Here is a 17,770-nt window from a genome sequence, read left to right as displayed (position 1 = left end):
CTCCTTTGCTACATCACGCCCGAAAGCAGACACAGCATGGCGTTCGCGTGGCGGTATTCATCCTGCGAAAACGCCAGCAGGAGCTGCTGTAAGCAGGGGTCGAGCGTTTCCTGCGAGGCGCGGCGATAGTTGAAGCCGCCGCAGACCTCCTCGTGATACCGCTCCCGCAGCGCGGCGCAGTAGCCGTCGCAGCGCAGCGGAGGATAGCAGATCGCGGGGCAATAGCGCTCGCCCGTGATGAGATAGACCGCGGCGAGAAGACGCCGGGCGTGCCTCCCCTCGTCCGACGCGATGGCGCGGAACACCTGCCGCGCCTCCGCCGTCGGCGCGCGCCGCGCGAGGAAAAGATAGGTCCTCCGGTCGGCGAGCTCCTCGCGGATGAAGCCCTGCAGCACCTCCAGCGACTCCAGCGCCGCCGTGCCCATGCAGCAGGGGTCCGCCTGCGCGCCCGGGAGCGTCAGCTCGGCGTTCCGCTCGGCGGCGCTCAGACCGTCGCCGGGCGTGTCGGCAGCCATCGCCGCTGCGGCGCGGACGTCGGGATAGGGGTCCAGCGTCGGATCCACCCGCTGCCAGACGCGCGCACAGCGCCGGTAATCGTATGCGGCGTTCTGCGCCGCGGACAGCTCGTTTTCCATAGATCGGTCCCTCCTCATTTTTCTTCCCTATCCTATGCGGGGCGGGCTCGTCACTTTTCATTGATTTTTTTTGCAAAAGCTGGTAAACTATATAGCGTTTTGATATTCCGGGTGATTTTTTGCGGAGAAAGCGGCAAAATGTGGCATTTGCAACTTTCTGTTTCTCCGGAAAGCGGTATACTTCAGATAAACTCCAGGGCAAGCAGGAGGAACTTTCATGTTAGAACTCAAGAACATATGCTACACCGTCTCCACGCCGGAGACCGGTGAGCAGACCATTTTGAAGGACATCAGCGTCACCATTCCCGACGGTAAGCTCATCGTCTTTACCGGGCCCAACGGCGGCGGCAAAACGACGCTCGCCAAGGTCATCATGGGCCTCGTCACGCCGACGAGCGGTCAGATCCTCTGGAACGGCGAGGACATCACCGCCCTCGACATCACGGCGCGCGCGAAGCGCGGCATCAGCTACGGCTTCCAGCAGCCCCCGCGCTTCAAGGGCATCACCGTGCGCGACCTGCTCACCATCGCCAGCGGCGACAGCAGGCTCAGCAAGGACAAGTGCTGCCGCTACCTCACGCAGGTCGGCCTGTGCGCGAACGATTACCTTGACCGCGAGGTGGACGTCTCCCTCTCGGGCGGCGAGGTCAAGCGCATCGAGATCGCGACGCTGCTCGCGCGTCATTCCGCGCTGATGATCTTCGATGAGCCCGAGGCCGGCATCGACCTGTGGAGCTTCGCCCGCCTGACCGAGACCTTCGAGCAGCTCCACCGTGAGCACACGGCGAGCATGATCATCATTTCCCATCAGGAGCGCATCATTCAGCTCGCCGACGAGATCATCGTGGTCGGCGGCGGCGAGATCAGGCACCGCGGCACGACCGAGGAGATCTTCCCCCTCATCATGGCCGATACACTCGGCTCCTGCCCCGTGCTGAACCGCTGAGAAAGGAGAGACGAAAGTATGCTGACCGATATCGACTCCCGCCTTCTGGAAAAGATTGCCGACCTCACGGGCAAGCCCGTCGGCGCATTCAACATCCGTAAGGACAGCGGCTGCGAGGCCCGCCAGTCCACCGAGCGTATTGAGATCGTCCCCCAGCCGGAGGGCAAGAGCGGCATCATCATCCGCGTCAAGCCCGGCACGAAGGGCGAGCAGTGCCACATCCCCGTCATCATCAGCAAGACCGGTCTTTCCGAGATGGTCTATAACGACTTCTACATCGGCGAGGACTGCGACGTGGACATCGTCGCCGGCTGCGGCATCCACAACTCCGGCTGCGACGAGAGCCGCCACGACGGCGTACACACCTTCTACGTCGGCAAAAATTCCCACGTCCACTACTCCGAAAAGCATTACGGCGAGGGAGACGGCAACGGCAAAAACGTTATGAATCCCCAGACCATCGTGTATCTGGAGGAGGGCGCGAGCATCCAGATGGACACGGTGCAGATCCGCGGCATCGACTCCACCAAGCGCTACACGAAGATCGTCTGCGGCAAGGATGCCGAGGGTGTCGTCACCGAGCGCCTGCTCACCCACGGCCATCAGGAGGCCACGAGCGACATGGAGATCGTGCTCGACGGCGAAAATTCCCGCGGGCGCGTCATTTCCCGCTCCGTCGCGCAGGACGAGTCCAGCCAGCTCTTCTATCCCCGCATGGTCGGCAACGCGAAGTGCTTCGGTCATGTGCAGTGCGACTCCATCATCATGGGCAACGCGAAGATCCGCTCCATTCCCGAGATCGCGGCGAACTCCACGGACGCCCAGCTCATTCACGAGGCCGCCATCGGCAAGATCGCCGGCGACCAGCTCCTCAAGCTCCAGACCCTCGGCCTGACCGCCGAGGAGGCGGAGGATACCATCCTCAAGGGTTTCCTCGCGTAAGAAGACATAAAAAAGGAACGCGGCTGCTACGCAGCTGCGTTCCTTTTTTATGTGCGGTGCGCTTACTCCTGAACGGGAGTCTCGGCAGGCGCTTCAGCGGGCGCCTCGACCGGCGCTTCGGCGGGAGCGGCCTCGGGAGCGGCTTCGGTGACGTCGGCACATTCGGCCTCGACGGGCGCATCCTCGCCCTGCAGCTCGGCGATCTTCGCCTGGCTGGCGCGGATGGCGGCGACGATGTCGGCGACCGCCTCGGGAGCCTCGCCCTTGAGCTCGGAAACATACCACTCGCCGATGGCGCGGTAGTTCTTCTCAATGGCGCGCTGCTCGCCGGCGATGGCGACGTTGGTCTTAACGGTTTCGGCGGCGTCCTGCGCCTTCTCGCTGGCGATGGCAGCGACCTCCTTGCCCTTTTCGGCCGCGGCAAACGCGACGTCCTGTACCTTCCTGCTCAGATCCTCAAAAAATGCCATGATCTTCTTCTCCTTTCTATTATGCGGGGTTTTCCTGTTGCCTCTATTATACGCGCACACCCTCGCGCTTGCAAGCGGAGAAATGCACGAGAATGTAAATATTTTGTGTCCGTTATCCGAAGTGTTCGGCACATTTCATGCCTTTTCGATCCAGCCGCAGGCGCAGCTCACCGCGCGCTTCCACAGCCGGTATTTTTCATCGCACTCGGCCTGCGCCCGCTCGGGGGAGAACACGCGGTCGCTCACGCGCAGGGCGCGCACCTCGTCCGTGCTCTGCCAGAAGCCGACGGCAAGGCCCGCCAGCGCCGCCGCGCCGAAGGCGGTCGTTTCCACCATTTTCGGGCGGTCCACCGGAATACGCAGCAGATCGGACTGGAAGCGAAGCATCACGTCGCTCACGCTCGCCCCGCCGTCCACGCGCAGCACGGTGATCTCGCAGCCCGCGTCCTGCCGCATGGCGTTCATCAGGTCGGTCACCTCGAAGGCGATGGCCTCGAGCACCGCGCGGGCGATGTGGGCGCGCGTCGTCCCGCGCGTCACGCCGACGATGCAGCCGCGCGCGTACATATCCCAGTACGGCGCGCCGAGACCGGTGAAGGCGGGCACGAGATAGACACCTCCCGCGTCCGGCACGCTCTCGGCAAGAAGGTCGCACTCATGCGAGGTGCCGATCAGCCCCAGCTCGTCGCGCAGCCATTGGATGGCGCTGCCGGCGTTGAACACGCTGCCCTCAAGCGCGTAGATCGTTTTTCCGCCGAGGCTCCACGCCACCGAGGTCACAAGGCCCGCGCGCGAGCGCACGGCGCGCCCGCCAACGTTCATCAGCGTGAAGCAGCCGGTGCCGTAGGTGTTTTTCGCCTGCCCGCGTTCGTGGCAGCCCTGCCCGAAGAGCGCCGACTGCTGATCGCCTGCCGCGCCGCAGACCGGAATGCCCGCGAGCGCCTCCAGCCCCTCGATGCCGGGCACGACCGTGCCGTAGATCTCGCTGTTGGAAACGGGCCGGGGGAGCAGGCACATGGGGATACCGAGGAGCCGGCACAGCTCCTCGTCCCATGTGAGCGTGTGGATGTTGAAGAGCATTGTGCGGCTGGCGTTGGAGTAGTCGGTCACATGGGCGGCCCCGCCGGTGAGACGCCAGATGAGCCACGTTTCCACCGTGCCGAAGAGCAGCTCGCCGCGCTCGGCGCGCTCCCGCGCGCCGGGAACGTTGTCGAGCAGCCATTTGAGCTTCGTGCCGGAGAAGTAGGCGTCGATGACCAGTCCCGTCTTCTCCGCGATCGTCTCCGCCATGCCCGGCGTTTCCTTGAGCCTATCGCAGATTGTGAGATAGCATAATGATTGCAGAAAAGGATTTAACATCTTTTTCTGCAATATTTTTTTATTTCGCCGCAGAAAAGCGGAGAGGAATGAGGTGAAAAGCGGATGAAAACCATGACGATGCAGGACCGGCAAACGCTGGCGCGCCGTTACGCGGCCGGCGAGAATGTCACGAGGATCGCAGTCGATCTCGGAATGTCTGCCGCAGCCGTCTACGCGGAGCTGCGGCGCGGATACACCGGCGGCCTCGATGGGAACAAGCGCCGCGAGTACGATCCGGAGCTTGGCCTGACGAGATACCAGGAGAGCCTTGCAAACCGCGGCCGCAGAAAAGCCGCCACAAAATAACAGGAGGAAAGAAACATGAATGAGACTGGAAAGACCATGAGGGTAACGGAGAAACACATAGGCGACGAGGTGGAGATCACACTCCGAAAGACAGCCGGAAACGAGAAGTGCAAGTGCAAGATCACGGCGAACAATGCCGCATCCGCGATCAATGGCATCTGCATCATCGTGCAGGAGTACGCGAGTGCTCTGCAGCTTCCCGCGCTGCACGTCTTAGCGGTGATGGCGGCGCTGATGGCAGATCCGGAATCCGAGCACGGAGCAATGAAAGAGGAAGCGAAAGAAAGCGAGGCGGCGGAATGATGGAGACGAGAGAGATCACCGTGACGATCCACCGCGAACCGGAGAAGCGGGACGACCTGCTCGCGACGCTTTTGATCGTCGTCCTCGCGGCACTGGCCTTTACGGCGGGGTACATCGCGGCGAACGCACAATGGCGCGAGACGATCTCGGAGGTGACGCCGGAGCCGCCTGTCGTTGCGCAGGAGACACGGGCGAAGCTGCTCACGTCCTACGAGGAGCCGACGGAGAGCATCACGACGAGCCGCTATGCCGAGGTGAGCCAGGAGGATTGCGAGCTGATCGCAAAGATCGTTTACCTGGAAGCGCGGGGCGAGCCGCTGGAGGGCCAGCAGGCCGTGGCGGAGGTCATTCTCAACCGCGTTGCGGCGGACAACTTCCCCGACAGCGTGGAGGAGGTCATTTTCCAGGGCGCCGACGGGAACGGGGCTGCACAGTTCAGTACAGCGGCGCACCTCGACGAGGCAGCGCCGACGGACAAGCAGTTTGCGGCGGTGGGACAAGCCCTCTACGGCGAGCCGATCCTGCCGATGGACGTGGTTTTCTTTTCGACCACAGGCGAAAACAGCAGAACATGGGGCGCCATCGGCGGGCACATCTTCTGCTATCAGTATGAATGGGAGTGAAGCAATGGCAGCGAAGAAATGGATCTATGAGGTGAAGTACACCGACGGCGAGGAATACGCCTACACCGCGCCGGACGGCAAGCTGAAGAGCAAGAAGCTGCCGACCGTGCGCGTCGAGGCCGAGAACCGGCTGAACGCGGTCGTAGCGGCGGCGCAGAAGTGGGGCGTCGGCTGGACCGGCGTTGCACGCGGCGTCGAGTGCGAGATCATCGGACCGGCGAAGAAGAAAGGAGACAAAAATGAGTAATTTATCGGAAAATGCGCAGCTGCTCGGCAATCTGGAGCACACCACGGCAGAGCTGCTGGAGGGCATGACGGAGGAACGCGGCCGCGGCTTTGCAAGCGACAACGAGAGCTGGGCTGCGCTGAAGGGCTACCTGGAGCGCGCCGAGAAGATGCGCAAGGACATCGAGAAGGTCCACAAGGAAATGTGGGACGCCATCAAGGACCAGAATGACGACGCCTACCGTGCGCTGGCGAACGAGCTGACGAGAGCATCTTCCACTCTTGCAGCGGAGTGGATCACCGTTTCCGTGCTCGGGAAGATCGCCGTCGAAATGACGGACGAGTGATGGACCGCAAGGAGTATCTGCGCCGCTGCGCAATGGCGGCGGGCGACATGGACGGCAAGCGATACCGGACTGCGAAGCGTTACCTGGTATGGTGCAGGCCCGCGCGATGGTGCGGCTATCAGGCGATGCTGCCCATCGCCTATCAGATGCGCTACCGGAAGGACGGGACCATCGCGCACACGGCAATCGTGCAAGAGACCAAGGCGCATTGCCAGCACGAGATCCCGCTGGAGAAAGTATTCGAGGAGGAGCCGCACGATGAAGCGGATACACGCGAGTAACCGCGAAGACATACGCGACACCTTGCTCGGGGCGCTGACCGTCGCCATCTTTTTCGCGGCCGCGGCGCTGGAGGGGGTGTTGGCATGATGGGGAGCGGCATCAAGGGACCGTGCCTGGACTGCCCGGACCGCAATGCGGGCTGCCACGGGAAGACGGAGGACGGCGCGTGGAGGTGCGACCGGTGGGCCGCGTATCAAGCGGAGCAGGAGGCCTTCCGCGCGAAGGCGGCGGAGGACTTCAAGCGCGTGGAAGTGGCGATGGGTTACAAACGCGAGAGCAGGCTCCGCAATGCAAAGCGCCGCACCAGTCTGGAGCGGCGCAGAAGAAAGTGAAGGGAGAGAAGAACATGAAACGGGAAAACGCGAGAGACGGGGTGTGCTTTCTCTGCGGCCGCGACGGCACGGAGGACCCGCTGGACTTCCACCACATCTTCGGCGGAAACGCTGCGGACCGGAAGAAATGCGAGCGGTACGGCCTGAAGGTGCGGCTGTGTCACGGGCGCTGCCACATCTTCGGACCGGAGGCGGCACACAACTGCGCCGAGACCATGCGAACGCTGCGCCGTTACGGTCAGCGCAAGGCGATGATCGAGCAGGGCTGGACGGTGGACGAGTTCCGCTTCCACTTCGGCAAAAACTACCTCGACGACGAGGAGCTGGAGGAGATCGCGGCCATTCAGGCCGAGAGCGCATAAGAAAAGCGGCTGACCGTGGCACCGGTCAACCGCAGCGAAGAAAACTACACGAAAGGAGATCTCTTCCCTGCCATTGTAGCACAGGGCGGGGAAGAAAAGCAAGGGTATGAACGAGTTTTTGGATCAGGCATTGAATAAGCTCGCCGAGAACGTGAGCGGGCAGAAGGAGAACGCGATGGCGCCGAGCGTGCGCGAGGCCCTGACGGACTTCTGCCGGCAGGATGCGGAGTTTGCGCAGGCGGTGGCGCAGGGCGGCAGCTTCAAGGACTGCATGGCGGCGGTCGCCAAGGGCGTCGGGGGCAGCATTTCCGACCTCGAAGCCTACCGCAAGGCGGTGCGCTTCTACTTCAAGGGCGCGGATGTTCGCTTCCGCATGGAGATCGACCTCTGCCCGACGGCGGAGGAAGCGCCGCGCAGCGCGCAGAAGAAGATCCTCGACATCGCGGACTTCCTGTGAGGTGACGGTATGCGGTGCAATCTGACAGAGGCGGAGCAGAAGGCCGCGCTGGAGGTCCCGTTCCGCTGCACGGGAGAGGAGCAGGAATTTATCGAGCGGTGCTTCATCGGCTATCTCTTCTTTGAGCATGAGACGGACGAGAACGGAAGGCTCGGCGTGACCACGGAATGTACGCGCTGCGGCCGAAAGGTATGGTGGACGGAGCGCGAATGGAAGCGCTTCAAGCGGGAGAACGACGTCAAGGCAAGGTCGAACCTTCTGTGCCCGGATTGCGGCTGCGGTGTGACGCTCTATCCGCGCGGAAGGCTGCGCAGCGGAAATACGCTGGACGAATACCGGCAGGTCGTGCTGCTGCGCGCCATCGGCGGGGCGCTGCGCGCGGTCGCGCTGAGCGTGTGGAAGCATCACGGGCGCTGGGAGTCGGACGACGCGGAGAGCTGCACAAAGGCCGCCTACTACTTCGCACAGGGCAAGTGCCAGAAGTGGCGGAGAGAATGGGCGTGGAGCAAGGAAGAACAGCAGTACACGCCGTGGCTCGTGGCGCAGAAAACCATGACGGAGCCGTTTGCGGAGTGCGACAGCTGGCTGTGCCGAAGGATCGGGGATTACGCGATACACGGCGTGGACCAGATCGCGGCATCGCCGCTGCGATACTGCGCGGCGGAGCAGTTCTTTGAGCTGGACGGAGACGATCCGCGGGAGAACACAAAGGGCCTTCTGACCTACCTCGGACTGTGGACGCGCTACCCGCGCATCGAGCAGCTGGCAAAGGCCGGATGCAAAAAGATCATCGACGACGCGATCCAAGGCAGCATGAACAGCCGCGCGCTCAACTGGCGGGCAAAGACCATGCCGGCCTTCTTCGGGGTGGACAAGCCAACCGTGAAGCGGCTGCTTGCCGGAGGCATCGGACAAAAGGAGCTGGAGGCGCTGGAGCTGGTGCGGCACGGCGGCGTGACGCCGGAGGAGGCGCTGACGATCTGCGGCCGGATCGGCGACAGAAACGAGCGGAGGCGCTGCGATGCGGCGCTCCGAGAGGTCGGCGAAAGCGTGCTCGTACTAGCGCGGTATCTGGAAAAGCACCAGCACAAGGGTGCGGGACTGTGGCTGGACTACATCGACGCGGCGAAAAGGCTCAGGTACGACCTCGCGCGGCGGGATGTAGCTTTTCCGAAGGACCTGCAAGGGGCGCACGACGCGGCCGTTGCGGCGATCCGGTATGAGGAGAACGCGGCGGCGCGGAAGGCATACGAAAAGCGATATAAGAAGCTCAAAAAGAAATACAGCTTTTCGGCGATGGGCCTTTGCATCGTGGTGCCGGAGGACGACCGGCAGATCATCAACGAGGGCAAGACACTGCACCACTGCGTCGGCGGCTACGCCGAGCGGCACATGAGCGGAGCGGCGACGATCCTCTTCCTGCGCAAGGAAAAGACGCCGCACCGGAGCTACATCACCATCGAAATGTGCGGCAAACAGGGAAACGACATCCGGCAGATCCACGGCTACGGGAACGAACAAAAAGCGGGAAAGAAGCTCGCCTCGCCGCAGGAGCGGCACGGGGCCTTCATCGACCTGTGGCTCGCATGGCTGAAGAACGGAAGCAAACGGGATAAGAGCGGCAGGCCGGTCCTGCCGGTGAAAGGAGAGAAAACAGCATGAGTATGGACGACGATACGGTAGATGTGACGCCGGAGGGCGTCAGCGAGGGTGCGGCGCTGAGAGGGATGTTTGGCGAGGAGCTTGCCAAGGAAGCGGAGAGCGGGACGCTCGGAAGCATTTACGGGACGGAGCAGGAGATCGGGCGCGGGATCGAGACCATTACGGAGGAGATCCTGAGCTATAAGCGCACGGCGGGCGAGAGTATTTTGGAGATCGGACGCCGCTTGAAGGAGGCGAAGGCGCTCCTGTCGCACGGCGAATGGCTGCCTTGGCTGAGCGAGAAAGTGGAGTTTTCAGAGCGCAGCGCGCAGAACTTTATGAGGCTTGCGGACGCCTATCAAAATCCGCAGACGCTTGCGGATTTGGGAGCCTCGAAAGCCCTGGTATTACTGGCTTTAAGCCCTGTTGAGCGTGATGAATTTTTGAGCGAAAAGCACGATGTACGAGGCGCGGAAAAGACGGTTCCGGAGATGTCGGCACGCGAGCTGGAGAAGGCCATCCGGCAGAGGAAAATCGCCGAGCTAAAGGCGGAGGAAACGGCGCGCGAGCTGAACCGGCAGAAGGAAGCCACCGCGGAAGCGGAAGCCGCGGCAGAAAAGGCGCAGGAGGCGGCGGAGGCCGCCCGCGCCGAGGTCGAGGACGCCAAGAGCATTTCCCTCGCCGCGCAGGAGCGCACGGCGGAGCTGGAGCGCGAGCTGAAGGAGCTGCGCGAGAGGCCGGTGGACGTGGCCGTGCAGACGGTGGACGCGAGCGCCGAGCAGATCGCGGCGGCAGTCAAGGAAGCGGAAAAGGCGGCCAAGGCCAAGCGCGACGCGGCGGTAGCCAAGAAAGCTGAGGAGTTGAAGGCGGCGGAGGAGCAGCGCGACGAGGCACGGAAGGCTGTGGAAAACGCCGAGGCCGGAAGGAAGGTAGCAGAGGAGCAGGCGGCGGCTCTGCGCGTCGAGCTGGAGAAGGCGAGAAAGAGCGCCGCGGCGATGGACAACAAGGCGCTCGCGGAGTTCGGTGTGCTGTTCCGGCAGGCGCAGGAGACGGTGAATCGCCTGATGGAGCTTGCCGGCGAGCTGGACGAGGAGAACCGTCCGAAGGTCTACCGCGCGCTGGGCGCGCTGCGGAACATGATCGCCGAGAAGGCGGGGGAGGCGACGGCATGAAGGTGCAACTGACGAGGGACCTTGCGCTGCCGCTGGCGAAGAAGGGCTGCACCTTCGGCGTGGAGCTGAAAACAACCGGAAAAGACGGCGAGACGATCTATTTTGTCCACTATTACGGGAACACCATCGCGTTTCCAGGTGATGCCTGCGAGGAGGTGGAGTGATGGAACGCCTGACAAAACATAGCAAGCAAACATCGCACGAAAACGGTATCTGCTGCACACATTTTCGCGGCCCCGAATGCCTCGAAGTTGGCGGGAACTGCGCCATGAATTGCAAGTGGGAAGAAGCGGCGTGGAGCCGCCTTGCCGCCTACGAGGACACGAGGCTGGAACCGGAGGAAATCGACATGGATCACGAAGCCGCAGAGCAGCTCCGCCATCTGTGCCGAAACTGCGATATTGACCGGTTGGAGGAGCTGGCCGAGGCCGACAAGAACGGGCGCGTGGTCGTCTTACCGCGCTGGAAGAACGAGGAGGAGCGTCTGGAGCGCCGGCGCCTCATGCGGATCATGGCGGACGGTGCAATCGACCGGTTGATGGAAAATCCGCTCAAAGAAGAGAACGGTCCGGACATCGCAGAGCTGCGCGTGGTAAACACCGACCGCCTCCTGGAGCTTGCCAAGGCGGACGAGGACGGCCGGCTCTTCCTCCTGCCGATGAAGACCGGGCGGCCGATGCTCTGCCAGGAGTATTTTGAGCGGCCGTGGGTGATGAAAAACGTGACGCTCTGCGTCCGGTACCAGAGCAGCGCCGGCATCATCTTTTACATGGGATACGACGTGTTCCGCGGACTTGTGGAGTGCGGAAGGATCACTCCCCTCTCGCAAGAGGGAGAAGAAACGCTGGAGGGGAAAGCGAATGTTTGACATCAACAAGGTGCCGTATGCGGAATGGCTCGAAAAGTCCTTGCAGGCCATCGTGCCTTTGGAGCCGGTGAGCCTTTGCTTCGCAGCGACCATGCCGGACGGCGAGGTCTACACCGGATATTACAACGCGGATGCAACGGACAAGGCCGTGATCGCGCACAACATCCAGGCGGATATCACAATGGACATTATCCGGACCAATGCCGCGATCATCAAAGACATGATCGAGCATTGCGAAGAGGATGAATGACGAAATGAAAGGAGAAGCAACATGAGCAGCGCAAGAAACCATCAGAAGAGGAGCCACCGAAGCTACCGCGTGACGAAGAGCATCTGCGGGAGCGTGGCGAGAAAGGCGTGGGTCACGCCGCAGTACAGCCCGAAGCAGAGCGGGCTGCTGGCGCTGATCCGCCGCCTGATCCGCGGCCGCGCACAGCGCACAGCGGACCGCAAGCGCAGAGAGCGAGTATCCCGCGGAGGGGGGGCAGAGAGGAGCGGTGAGCGATGATCGATTCACCGGCAGAGATCGTGCGGTCGTACCGGATGGCGGCCGATCCGAAAAAGCAGATCAAGGTGCTCGCCGAGCTGAACGCCTGCTCGGTGAAGGAGATCCGGCAGGTGCTGGTGGGCGAGGGCGTGCTGCCGCGCGAGACAGAGGTGCCGGAGGAGCCGAAAAAAGCGGCGAGAAAGCGATTCGATGAGGAGACCGCGAGGATGCTTTATGCGGGGCGGACGGCGAAGTTCACAGCAAACGGAGATGTATATTACGCAAAGTTCGACAGCAAGGATATTTCCAAAAATATCTATGGCGACAAGAGGTCCTCGCCGCGAGGGTGGAGGGCAAAAATCAACACCGGAGCCGACGGCAATATCTTTGAGCTTGTGGAAAACGCGGCACACAAGAGCAGCGATGCGGATACGGGAAAACTCACCTCCCCGCATCGGGGCGTGACCGGCTGGGAATACTTCGTCAAAACGGTCCAGATCGACGGGCGCGTATACGACCTGCTGGCAAATGTCAGAAAAAAGCCGGATGGAGAGTATGTCTACTCCATCCAGCTTAACGAAAACAAAAAAACACCAGCGTCTCCCGTAGCAGTATTTGCGGAAAGCAATCCTGCGTCAGATGTGGGAGAAGCTGGCACGGGTAGTATAGCAGAAATGGGCGAGGGCGTCAAGCCCCTGTCGCTGCCGACGGTCGAAAAAAGGGAGCCTTCCCCCACCGCCGCAGGCAACAACGCCTCAAGCGATATACAGGAAAGCTCCTCTGGACGTAGTATATCCCGAAGCACAGAAAAAAGCAACAGGGAAATTTCGGGCGTTCAGCCTCTGTCGCTGCCGACGCTGGAGCCGACCGCAAAGACAAGATTCAGCCTGGACGAGCCGGTAGAGGAAACGGAAACGCTGGTTGCCATGCACAACATGACCGAGGAGAAGCTGCGGCGCACACTCGACATCGGCGCGTGGCCGTCGCCTTCCATCGCCGTCGTGAAGGCAAAAGAGGGGCACGCCAACTACGGCGAATACTCCGCCGTTTTTCCGCGCGGGACCATTGATCCGCAAGCGGACAGCAAGAACAAGGTCTACGGCGGCGACGCATGGACACCGACGCACGATAACGCCATAGTGGAGCGCGGCGTAAACTACGAGGCGCGGCGGGCGTTCGATGAGAACATCAAGAACCTGTCGAGCCGGTTTGCGGACGGAGTTTTCCAAGGCAGCGGCACGCTGGGCAAGATCGGATTGGAGAATGATACCAGATGGGAGCCGGAAGAGATCGCCGACAAGCTGGCGAACCATCCGGAGGTGCAGGCGGCATTCCTTCAGAGCGAGGGCAAGAGCCTTGAACCGGTGTACCGTGACAAGCAGTTCGACCGTTTCTTCAGCAACGCGACCATCCGGAGATACCTTGACACGGTGGGCGAACAGGAAGCGGCGCGGCTGGCGGTGAAGCTGATGACCGGCGAGCGCCTGACGGCGGAAGAGATGAAACCGGCGGAGCAGGCCATCCGGGAGGTCTATGCAGAGGAGCACGCCAACTTCCTGAACCGCAGACCGGAATCCAAGGAGAAGCGCATCGACTACTACATGAAAAACAACGTGCTCCCTAACCGGGTGGAGGACTTCATCCGGAGCACGCAGGAGTTCTATGAGAGCGGCGCAAGCGCGAGCGAGATCGACAAGGAAGCCACAGCGGCCAAGATGTTTGAATTGATCGCGCCGAGCGGAAGCCGGAGAGATGCGCTGCGCACGGTGAAGGACTGGGTGAAGCCGCAGCTGGAAGGGCTGCTGGGTGAGCGTGGCATCTACAACGGCAAGGACGCCGTGACGGACCGCGGCAGGCGCAGCTTTGCGGAGACGCATTGGGACTACACGGCCGAGAACATCGTGAAGGCAATGAATATGGCCGCGGCCAAGGGCGCAAATGTATACGGCATCACGCCGGAGACGCTGGCGGCGACGGCCACGCAGGAATACAAAACCGTGGACGAGATGCACGCGGACGAGGCAAGACTACGCACGGTAAGCGAGGAGGAGCACGCAAAGGCGCTGCGAGACCTCGGCATCTACCTTGACCGGGTGACGGACGATCTGCTGCGTACCACAAAACACCAGTTCGACAACACCTTCGAGGAAGAGCAGAACCTGAGCCGCATCATTGCAGAGGCGGCCAAAGGCAAGAAGACTGCGGCGGCGGTGAAGGCGGCGTTCCGCAAGGAAGGTTATGCCATATCCGACGGGCACGCCAAGAGCATCCTTGCGCTCATTGACCGCGCAGCCAATATCCCGACGGGGTACTACGAGGCGAAGCCCCAGCGCGTCGTCGGCTTCGATGAAGCGCTTGCCGTTGTCGCGCCGGACAATGCGCCGGCGGACCTGCTGGGCGAGATGCGCAATGCCGGCATGAACGTCGTGGAGTACAAGGCCGGAGACGAAGCGGACCGGCTGGCAAAGGTGAACAGTATCGAGAAGGCGCGCTTCAGCGTGGACGAGGACGGCGGGATCTTGCCAGACGACGAGCAGGACAAGTGGGAGAACACGCGGCTCACGCCGGAGCAGAAGGAGCAGCTGGAGCGTGCCCGCGCAAGGGCACGCGGCGACGCACCGCGGATGCAGGACTTCGACAATGTGGACGATTACTTTGCCGCGATGCGGCAGAGAGCCGAAGCGGAACGAAAGAAGCGGATGCGCAATGTCCCGAAGGAAGAGTTCGAGGGAACGGAAGCCTTGCAGGATCTCGGCATCAAAATCGAGAACAGCGCGGGTCTCTATCAGAACGTCGAGCAGATGATCGAAAACGACAAGGCCGCGAAGAAGATCCAGAGGGAGATCCGGCGGGCCGAAAAGCGGCTGAGCGTTACCCCGAAGGAGAAGAGCTACGCGGCGGGCATCGCTGCCGGCATCTACGACGCCGACGACATCCCGAGCCGGATGAACGCCTCAAAGGTGATGGAGCTTGCGGACTACTACACGGCCGAGCAGGCCATGAAGTCCGACACGATCCCCATGCAGCGGCAGGACATCAGTCAAAACCTGCGTGCGCAGGCGGCGGAGCTGTTCAAGGATACGGGGAACGACACCTTCGAGAAGAAGTATGAAAAAGCCCTGTTCAGCCCGAAGGGCGGCCTCGCATTGTACCACCGCACGCCGCAGCGCAGCATGAGAGCCATCTTCGGCTGGGAACAGGGCCAGAAGATCAACGAGGCGATCTTCGAGCCGGTCTACGTCAACGAGCAGGAACGCAAGCGTTTCGTCAATCGTATGCACGACGAGGTGCGGCGGTTCGAGGATAAGAACGGCAAGCAGACCGCGCTGACGGAGAAAGAGCGCGCATTGACGCAGCTTGTGATCGAGGGCAAGGCCGTCGCGGAGCTGGTCGCGGCTTCGGACATGAAAGAACAGCTCATTCACGCGGCGGAGAACCTGAAGGCCGGCGGCGAAATGGCCGACGTGTCGCAGGAGTTCGGTCTGCACGACAAGGAAGCGCGAGACCTTGCGCGGCGGTATGCCGACTGGCTGCAAACGCAGGAGGACCTGGCAGGAACCGACGTGGACCAGACCAAGGTCGAGCACGCAGTCGAAGCGTATCGGACGCTGTACGACAAGTTCTACAAGGCCATCAACCACTTCCTCGTCGCGCACGGATACGAGCCTATCGGCTTTATCAAGGGGTACGCGCCGCACTTCCAGCCGGAGGCTGAGAGCGGGAAGCTGGAGAAGGCGCTGAAGAACATCGGCGTGGACCTGGGCGCAGAGGCTGGAAGCCTTCCGGCGAGCATCGCGGGTCTCACGAAAGCCTTCAAGCCGAACAAACGGTACAATCCCTTCTTCCAGCACCGTGCGGGAAAGAGCACGGAATACGACGTGGAGAAAGGCTTTGAGAAGTACGTCGATTATCTCAGCGACGTGCTCTACCACACGGACGACATCATGCGCGTGCGCGCGGCGGTGAAGTATTTCCGAGAGGAATACGGGCCGGACGAGATCAGCGCGGAGATCTCCCGCGCAGAGAGCCTGCGCTTTGCGCCGAAGGAGGCGAAGGAGTCCTTCCTGAAGTCGGCGGGGCTGCTGACGAACACGTCGGACCTGAGCTATGCGGATCTGAGCGCGAAGATGGAGGAATACGTCGAGGGCCTGTTCGACAGCATCAAGAAAACGAGCAAGTACAGCGATTTGACTGTGTGGCTGGACGACTATGCGAATAAGCTGGCCGGAAAGCAGCTCTTCTCCGACCGCGACATGGAGCGCGAGGTCGGCCGCACCTCTCTGAACGTCGGACGGAAGCTGAACAAGATGTTTGCGCGGGCTAACGTGGCGGGAAACCTCTCCTCTTCGCTGAACCAGACCGCGCAGCTGCCGATGATCGCGGGCGAGATCGGGCCGAAATACGTCATTAAGGCCGTTAACGACATCATCGCCGGAAAGACGAAGGGCGACTTCGCCGACCAGAGCGACTTCCTGACGGAGAAAAACGGCATCGACTATCTCACCAATGACAAGGGCAGCAAGATCACCTCGGCCCTCTTCTGGCCGCTTGAGCGCATGGATTATCTTATCAGCTCTATCGCGGTGCGCGGAAAGTACCGCAAGGAGCTTGACGCGGGGAGAAGTCCGAAGGAGGCCATGAAGGCGGCGGACCGCTGGGCGCGCGACATCATGGGAACCAGGTCGAAGGGCGCGGCGCCGCTCACCTTCCAGTCGAAAAACTTAATCGCGCAGATGGTGAATATGTTCCAGGTCGAGGCTCTTAACAGTTGGGAGCACGTCACGCAGGATCTCTTCGGCCCAGGGCTGAAGGAGGCGGAAGCGAAGCTCGGCAAGGAGGAAGCGGCAAAGCGGCTCGCGGGGATCATCGTCGCGACGCTGCTCGGCGCCTTCCTGCTCAACCGCGTCGCCGAGGAGGGCTACGGCGGAACACCGGCGCAATTTGATGTGATCGGCCTTCTGATCGGCTTCCTCGCTTCCGGCAACGGACTGAGCACCAATGAGCAGATCGCGACCTGGATCGACGACGCATGGGAAAACGGAACCGGCGAGCGGCTCTTCGGAACGGACGCTAACGCCGGTAACGACGAGTTCGATGCGGGCGCGGCGACCGAGGACACGCTTTACAATGTCAGCAACGACATCCCGTATCTGCGGAACGCGGCGGGCCTCCTTGGCCTTGGCGACCAGACGCTCCCGATGCCGGACATCTACGGCACGGTGACGGGAACGGCAAAGGCCGTGAAAGACAACGGACCGTTCTCGGAAGAAGTCATGCGTCAGCTAATGGGTCTCGCAGGCGACACGCTGCCAGGAGGCCGACAGGCGGAGAAGACCTACCAGGGCATCGAGACGCTTCTGAAGGGCGGTTACTATAAGGGCAGCGGCGAGGACGAAAGGCTGCAATATCCCGTGAGCGACGACTTTTGGAATGTGGTACAGGCCACGATGTTCGGCCGGAACGCGCTGAGCGAGACCAGAGACTTCTACGCGGCCGGCGGCAAGGGGCTGAGCGCGGCACAGACACGGCTCTACAAACAGCTTGTGGATATGGGCGCAGACAGCGAGACCGTATACGACGCCATCCTGGCATGGAAGAAGATCGACGGCAACGAGGCCCTGAGCAAAGCGGAGCGTGAGACGGCACGCTTCGAGCTGGTGCAGTCTCTTCCGCTCACGAGCGAGGAGCGAGAGCTGCTGCACAACACGCTCTCCGGATCGGATACGAAGTATTCCGCGGCGGACGAGGCAAAGGCGCAGGGCATCCCTGTCGGGACCTATCAGAAGTTCCAGGCGGACGCCGCCGCGCTGGAGTCGGACCGAGACAAGGACGGCAACGTGATCCGAAACAGCAAAAAGGAGAAGGTCCTGAAGCTGATCGACTCCCTGCCGCTGAACAAGGCGCAGAAAAACTGGCTCTACCTCAACGAAGGCTATGCCGAGAGCAAGCTGGACGAAACGCCTTGGCAATGAGAAAAGACCTGCGGGATTCCGCAGGTCTTTTCTTACAGCGA

General features: G+C 61.9%; 21 protein-coding genes. 18 read left to right on the top strand and 3 right to left on the bottom strand.

The window, feature by feature from the left end:
- Positions 1-8: 8 nt before the first annotated feature.
- Positions 9-635 (bottom strand): ferritin family protein, encoded by a 627-nt coding sequence (locus KQI17_RS05820; RefSeq protein WP_216495278.1) that lies wholly within the window; start codon positions 633-635, stop codon positions 9-11.
- A 217-nt stretch (positions 636-852) separates the two neighbouring features.
- On the opposite strand from KQI17_RS05820, the gene KQI17_RS05815 reads away from it, so the two are divergent.
- Together KQI17_RS05815 and KQI17_RS05810 are read left to right on the top strand one after the other, a co-directional pair.
- Positions 853-1,581 (top strand): ABC transporter ATP-binding protein, encoded by a 729-nt coding sequence (locus KQI17_RS05815; RefSeq protein WP_216495277.1) that lies wholly within the window; start codon positions 853-855, stop codon positions 1,579-1,581.
- Positions 1,582-1,599: 18 nt separating this feature from the next.
- On the top strand, positions 1,600-2,523 hold the full coding sequence (locus tag KQI17_RS05810; RefSeq protein WP_216495276.1) for a SufD family Fe-S cluster assembly protein: 924 nt from the start codon (positions 1,600-1,602) through the stop codon (positions 2,521-2,523).
- Positions 2,524-2,585: 62 nt separating this feature from the next.
- On the opposite strand, the gene KQI17_RS05805 is transcribed toward KQI17_RS05810, so the two are convergent.
- Both KQI17_RS05805 and KQI17_RS05800 read right to left on the bottom strand, forming a co-directional pair.
- Positions 2,586-2,993: a hypothetical protein gene (locus tag KQI17_RS05805; RefSeq protein WP_216495275.1), complete on the bottom strand. Its 408-nt coding sequence runs from the start codon at positions 2,991-2,993 to the stop codon at positions 2,586-2,588.
- A gap of 135 nt (positions 2,994-3,128) precedes the next feature.
- Positions 3,129-4,352: a glycerol kinase GlpK gene (locus tag KQI17_RS05800; RefSeq protein ID WP_216495274.1), complete on the bottom strand. Its 1,224-nt coding sequence runs from the start codon at positions 4,350-4,352 to the stop codon at positions 3,129-3,131.
- Positions 4,353-4,415: 63 nt separating this feature from the next.
- Here KQI17_RS05800 and KQI17_RS05795 point away from each other — a divergent pair, with 63 nt between their 5' ends.
- From KQI17_RS05795 to KQI17_RS05720, 16 genes are all read left to right on the top strand, one after another.
- Complete coding sequence (locus KQI17_RS05795; protein WP_216495273.1) at positions 4,416-4,658, top strand: helix-turn-helix domain-containing protein; 243 nt, start codon at positions 4,416-4,418, stop codon at positions 4,656-4,658.
- A 15-nt stretch (positions 4,659-4,673) separates the two neighbouring features.
- Entirely contained in the window at positions 4,674-4,961 is a 288-nt protein-coding gene (locus KQI17_RS05790) for a hypothetical protein (protein ID WP_216495271.1), read from the top strand.
- A complete protein-coding gene (locus KQI17_RS05785) occupies positions 4,958-5,584 on the top strand; it encodes a cell wall hydrolase (RefSeq protein ID WP_216495270.1) in 627 nt (208 codons plus the stop codon). Before KQI17_RS05790 ends, KQI17_RS05785 begins: the two co-directional genes overlap by 4 nt.
- Before the next feature lie 4 nt (positions 5,585-5,588).
- On the top strand, positions 5,589-5,831 hold the full coding sequence (locus tag KQI17_RS05780) for a hypothetical protein (protein ID WP_216495268.1): 243 nt from the start codon (positions 5,589-5,591) through the stop codon (positions 5,829-5,831).
- Positions 5,824-6,156 carry a hypothetical protein gene (locus tag KQI17_RS05775; RefSeq protein WP_216495266.1) on the top strand — a complete coding sequence of 111 codons (333 nt, stop codon included), beginning with the start codon at positions 5,824-5,826 and terminating at the stop codon, positions 6,154-6,156. The genes KQI17_RS05780 and KQI17_RS05775 overlap by 8 nt, the downstream gene beginning before the upstream one ends.
- Entirely contained in the window at positions 6,156-6,437 is a 282-nt protein-coding gene (locus KQI17_RS05770) for a hypothetical protein (protein WP_216495265.1), read from the top strand. Before KQI17_RS05775 ends, KQI17_RS05770 begins: the two co-directional genes overlap by 1 nt.
- An 84-nt stretch (positions 6,438-6,521) precedes the next feature.
- On the top strand, positions 6,522-6,770 hold the full coding sequence (locus KQI17_RS05765; RefSeq protein ID WP_216495264.1) for a hypothetical protein: 249 nt from the start codon (positions 6,522-6,524) through the stop codon (positions 6,768-6,770).
- 14 nt (positions 6,771-6,784) lie between these two features.
- Positions 6,785-7,132, top strand: coding sequence for a hypothetical protein (locus KQI17_RS05760; protein ID WP_216495262.1), 348 nt, complete (start codon positions 6,785-6,787; stop codon positions 7,130-7,132).
- 106 nt (positions 7,133-7,238) lie between these two features.
- Positions 7,239-7,589 (top strand): hypothetical protein, encoded by a 351-nt coding sequence (locus KQI17_RS05755; protein WP_216495260.1) that lies wholly within the window; start codon positions 7,239-7,241, stop codon positions 7,587-7,589.
- A gap of 9 nt (positions 7,590-7,598) precedes the next feature.
- Positions 7,599-9,251 carry a PcfJ domain-containing protein gene (locus KQI17_RS05750; protein ID WP_216495259.1) on the top strand — a complete coding sequence of 551 codons (1,653 nt, stop codon included), beginning with the start codon at positions 7,599-7,601 and terminating at the stop codon, positions 9,249-9,251.
- Entirely contained in the window at positions 9,248-10,402 is a 1,155-nt protein-coding gene (locus KQI17_RS05745; RefSeq protein ID WP_216495257.1) for a DUF3102 domain-containing protein, read from the top strand. Before KQI17_RS05750 ends, KQI17_RS05745 begins: the two co-directional genes overlap by 4 nt.
- On the top strand, positions 10,399-10,566 hold the full coding sequence (locus tag KQI17_RS05740) for a hypothetical protein (protein WP_216495256.1): 168 nt from the start codon (positions 10,399-10,401) through the stop codon (positions 10,564-10,566). The genes KQI17_RS05745 and KQI17_RS05740 overlap by 4 nt, the downstream gene beginning before the upstream one ends.
- A 104-nt stretch (positions 10,567-10,670) precedes the next feature.
- On the top strand, positions 10,671-11,270 hold the full coding sequence (locus KQI17_RS05735; RefSeq protein ID WP_216495254.1) for a hypothetical protein: 600 nt from the start codon (positions 10,671-10,673) through the stop codon (positions 11,268-11,270).
- Positions 11,263-11,520, top strand: a complete 258-nt coding sequence (locus tag KQI17_RS05730) for a hypothetical protein (RefSeq protein WP_216495253.1) — start codon at positions 11,263-11,265, stop codon at positions 11,518-11,520. The genes KQI17_RS05735 and KQI17_RS05730 overlap by 8 nt, the downstream gene beginning before the upstream one ends.
- Positions 11,521-11,541: 21 nt before the next feature.
- Positions 11,542-11,778, top strand: coding sequence for a hypothetical protein (locus tag KQI17_RS05725; protein WP_216495251.1), 237 nt, complete (start codon positions 11,542-11,544; stop codon positions 11,776-11,778).
- Positions 11,775-17,729: a hypothetical protein gene (locus KQI17_RS05720; protein ID WP_216495250.1), complete on the top strand. Its 5,955-nt coding sequence runs from the start codon at positions 11,775-11,777 to the stop codon at positions 17,727-17,729. The genes KQI17_RS05725 and KQI17_RS05720 overlap by 4 nt, the downstream gene beginning before the upstream one ends.
- Positions 17,730-17,770 lie beyond the last annotated feature (41 nt).

Origin of the sequence: Oscillibacter sp. MSJ-31, assembly GCF_018918025.1 — a bacterium.
In the GTDB taxonomy this organism is placed as follows: domain Bacteria; phylum Bacillota; class Clostridia; order Oscillospirales; family Oscillospiraceae; genus Hominicoprocola.
The sequence above is the reverse complement of the archived record's forward strand: the minus strand, read 5'-3'. Positions and strand labels throughout refer to the sequence as shown.

What these genes read in the sequence shown, in the direction of transcription:
- KQI17_RS05820 (WP_216495278.1), bottom strand. Translation starts at nt 635, where the DNA reads ATGGAAAACGAGCTGTCCGCGGCGCAGAACGCCGCATACGATTACCGG.
- KQI17_RS05815 (WP_216495277.1), top strand. Translation starts at nt 853, where the DNA reads ATGTTAGAACTCAAGAACATATGCTACACCGTCTCCACGCCGGAGACC.
- KQI17_RS05810 (WP_216495276.1), top strand. Translation starts at nt 1,600, where the DNA reads ATGCTGACCGATATCGACTCCCGCCTTCTGGAAAAGATTGCCGACCTC.
- KQI17_RS05805 (WP_216495275.1), bottom strand. Translation starts at nt 2,993, where the DNA reads ATGGCATTTTTTGAGGATCTGAGCAGGAAGGTACAGGACGTCGCGTTT.
- KQI17_RS05800 (WP_216495274.1), bottom strand. Translation starts at nt 4,352, where the DNA reads ATGTTAAATCCTTTTCTGCAATCATTATGCTATCTCACAATCTGCGAT.
- KQI17_RS05795 (WP_216495273.1), top strand. Translation starts at nt 4,416, where the DNA reads ATGAAAACCATGACGATGCAGGACCGGCAAACGCTGGCGCGCCGTTAC.
- KQI17_RS05790 (WP_216495271.1), top strand. Translation starts at nt 4,674, where the DNA reads ATGAATGAGACTGGAAAGACCATGAGGGTAACGGAGAAACACATAGGC.
- KQI17_RS05785 (WP_216495270.1), top strand. Translation starts at nt 4,958, where the DNA reads ATGATGGAGACGAGAGAGATCACCGTGACGATCCACCGCGAACCGGAG.
- KQI17_RS05780 (WP_216495268.1), top strand. Translation starts at nt 5,589, where the DNA reads ATGGCAGCGAAGAAATGGATCTATGAGGTGAAGTACACCGACGGCGAG.
- KQI17_RS05775 (WP_216495266.1), top strand. Translation starts at nt 5,824, where the DNA reads ATGAGTAATTTATCGGAAAATGCGCAGCTGCTCGGCAATCTGGAGCAC.
- KQI17_RS05770 (WP_216495265.1), top strand. Translation starts at nt 6,156, where the DNA reads ATGGACCGCAAGGAGTATCTGCGCCGCTGCGCAATGGCGGCGGGCGAC.
- KQI17_RS05765 (WP_216495264.1), top strand. Translation starts at nt 6,522, where the DNA reads ATGATGGGGAGCGGCATCAAGGGACCGTGCCTGGACTGCCCGGACCGC.
- KQI17_RS05760 (WP_216495262.1), top strand. Translation starts at nt 6,785, where the DNA reads ATGAAACGGGAAAACGCGAGAGACGGGGTGTGCTTTCTCTGCGGCCGC.
- KQI17_RS05755 (WP_216495260.1), top strand. Translation starts at nt 7,239, where the DNA reads ATGAACGAGTTTTTGGATCAGGCATTGAATAAGCTCGCCGAGAACGTG.
- KQI17_RS05750 (WP_216495259.1), top strand. Translation starts at nt 7,599, where the DNA reads ATGCGGTGCAATCTGACAGAGGCGGAGCAGAAGGCCGCGCTGGAGGTC.
- KQI17_RS05745 (WP_216495257.1), top strand. Translation starts at nt 9,248, where the DNA reads ATGAGTATGGACGACGATACGGTAGATGTGACGCCGGAGGGCGTCAGC.
- KQI17_RS05740 (WP_216495256.1), top strand. Translation starts at nt 10,399, where the DNA reads ATGAAGGTGCAACTGACGAGGGACCTTGCGCTGCCGCTGGCGAAGAAG.
- KQI17_RS05735 (WP_216495254.1), top strand. Translation starts at nt 10,671, where the DNA reads ATGAATTGCAAGTGGGAAGAAGCGGCGTGGAGCCGCCTTGCCGCCTAC.
- KQI17_RS05730 (WP_216495253.1), top strand. Translation starts at nt 11,263, where the DNA reads ATGTTTGACATCAACAAGGTGCCGTATGCGGAATGGCTCGAAAAGTCC.
- KQI17_RS05725 (WP_216495251.1), top strand. Translation starts at nt 11,542, where the DNA reads ATGAGCAGCGCAAGAAACCATCAGAAGAGGAGCCACCGAAGCTACCGC.
- KQI17_RS05720 (WP_216495250.1), top strand. Translation starts at nt 11,775, where the DNA reads ATGATCGATTCACCGGCAGAGATCGTGCGGTCGTACCGGATGGCGGCC.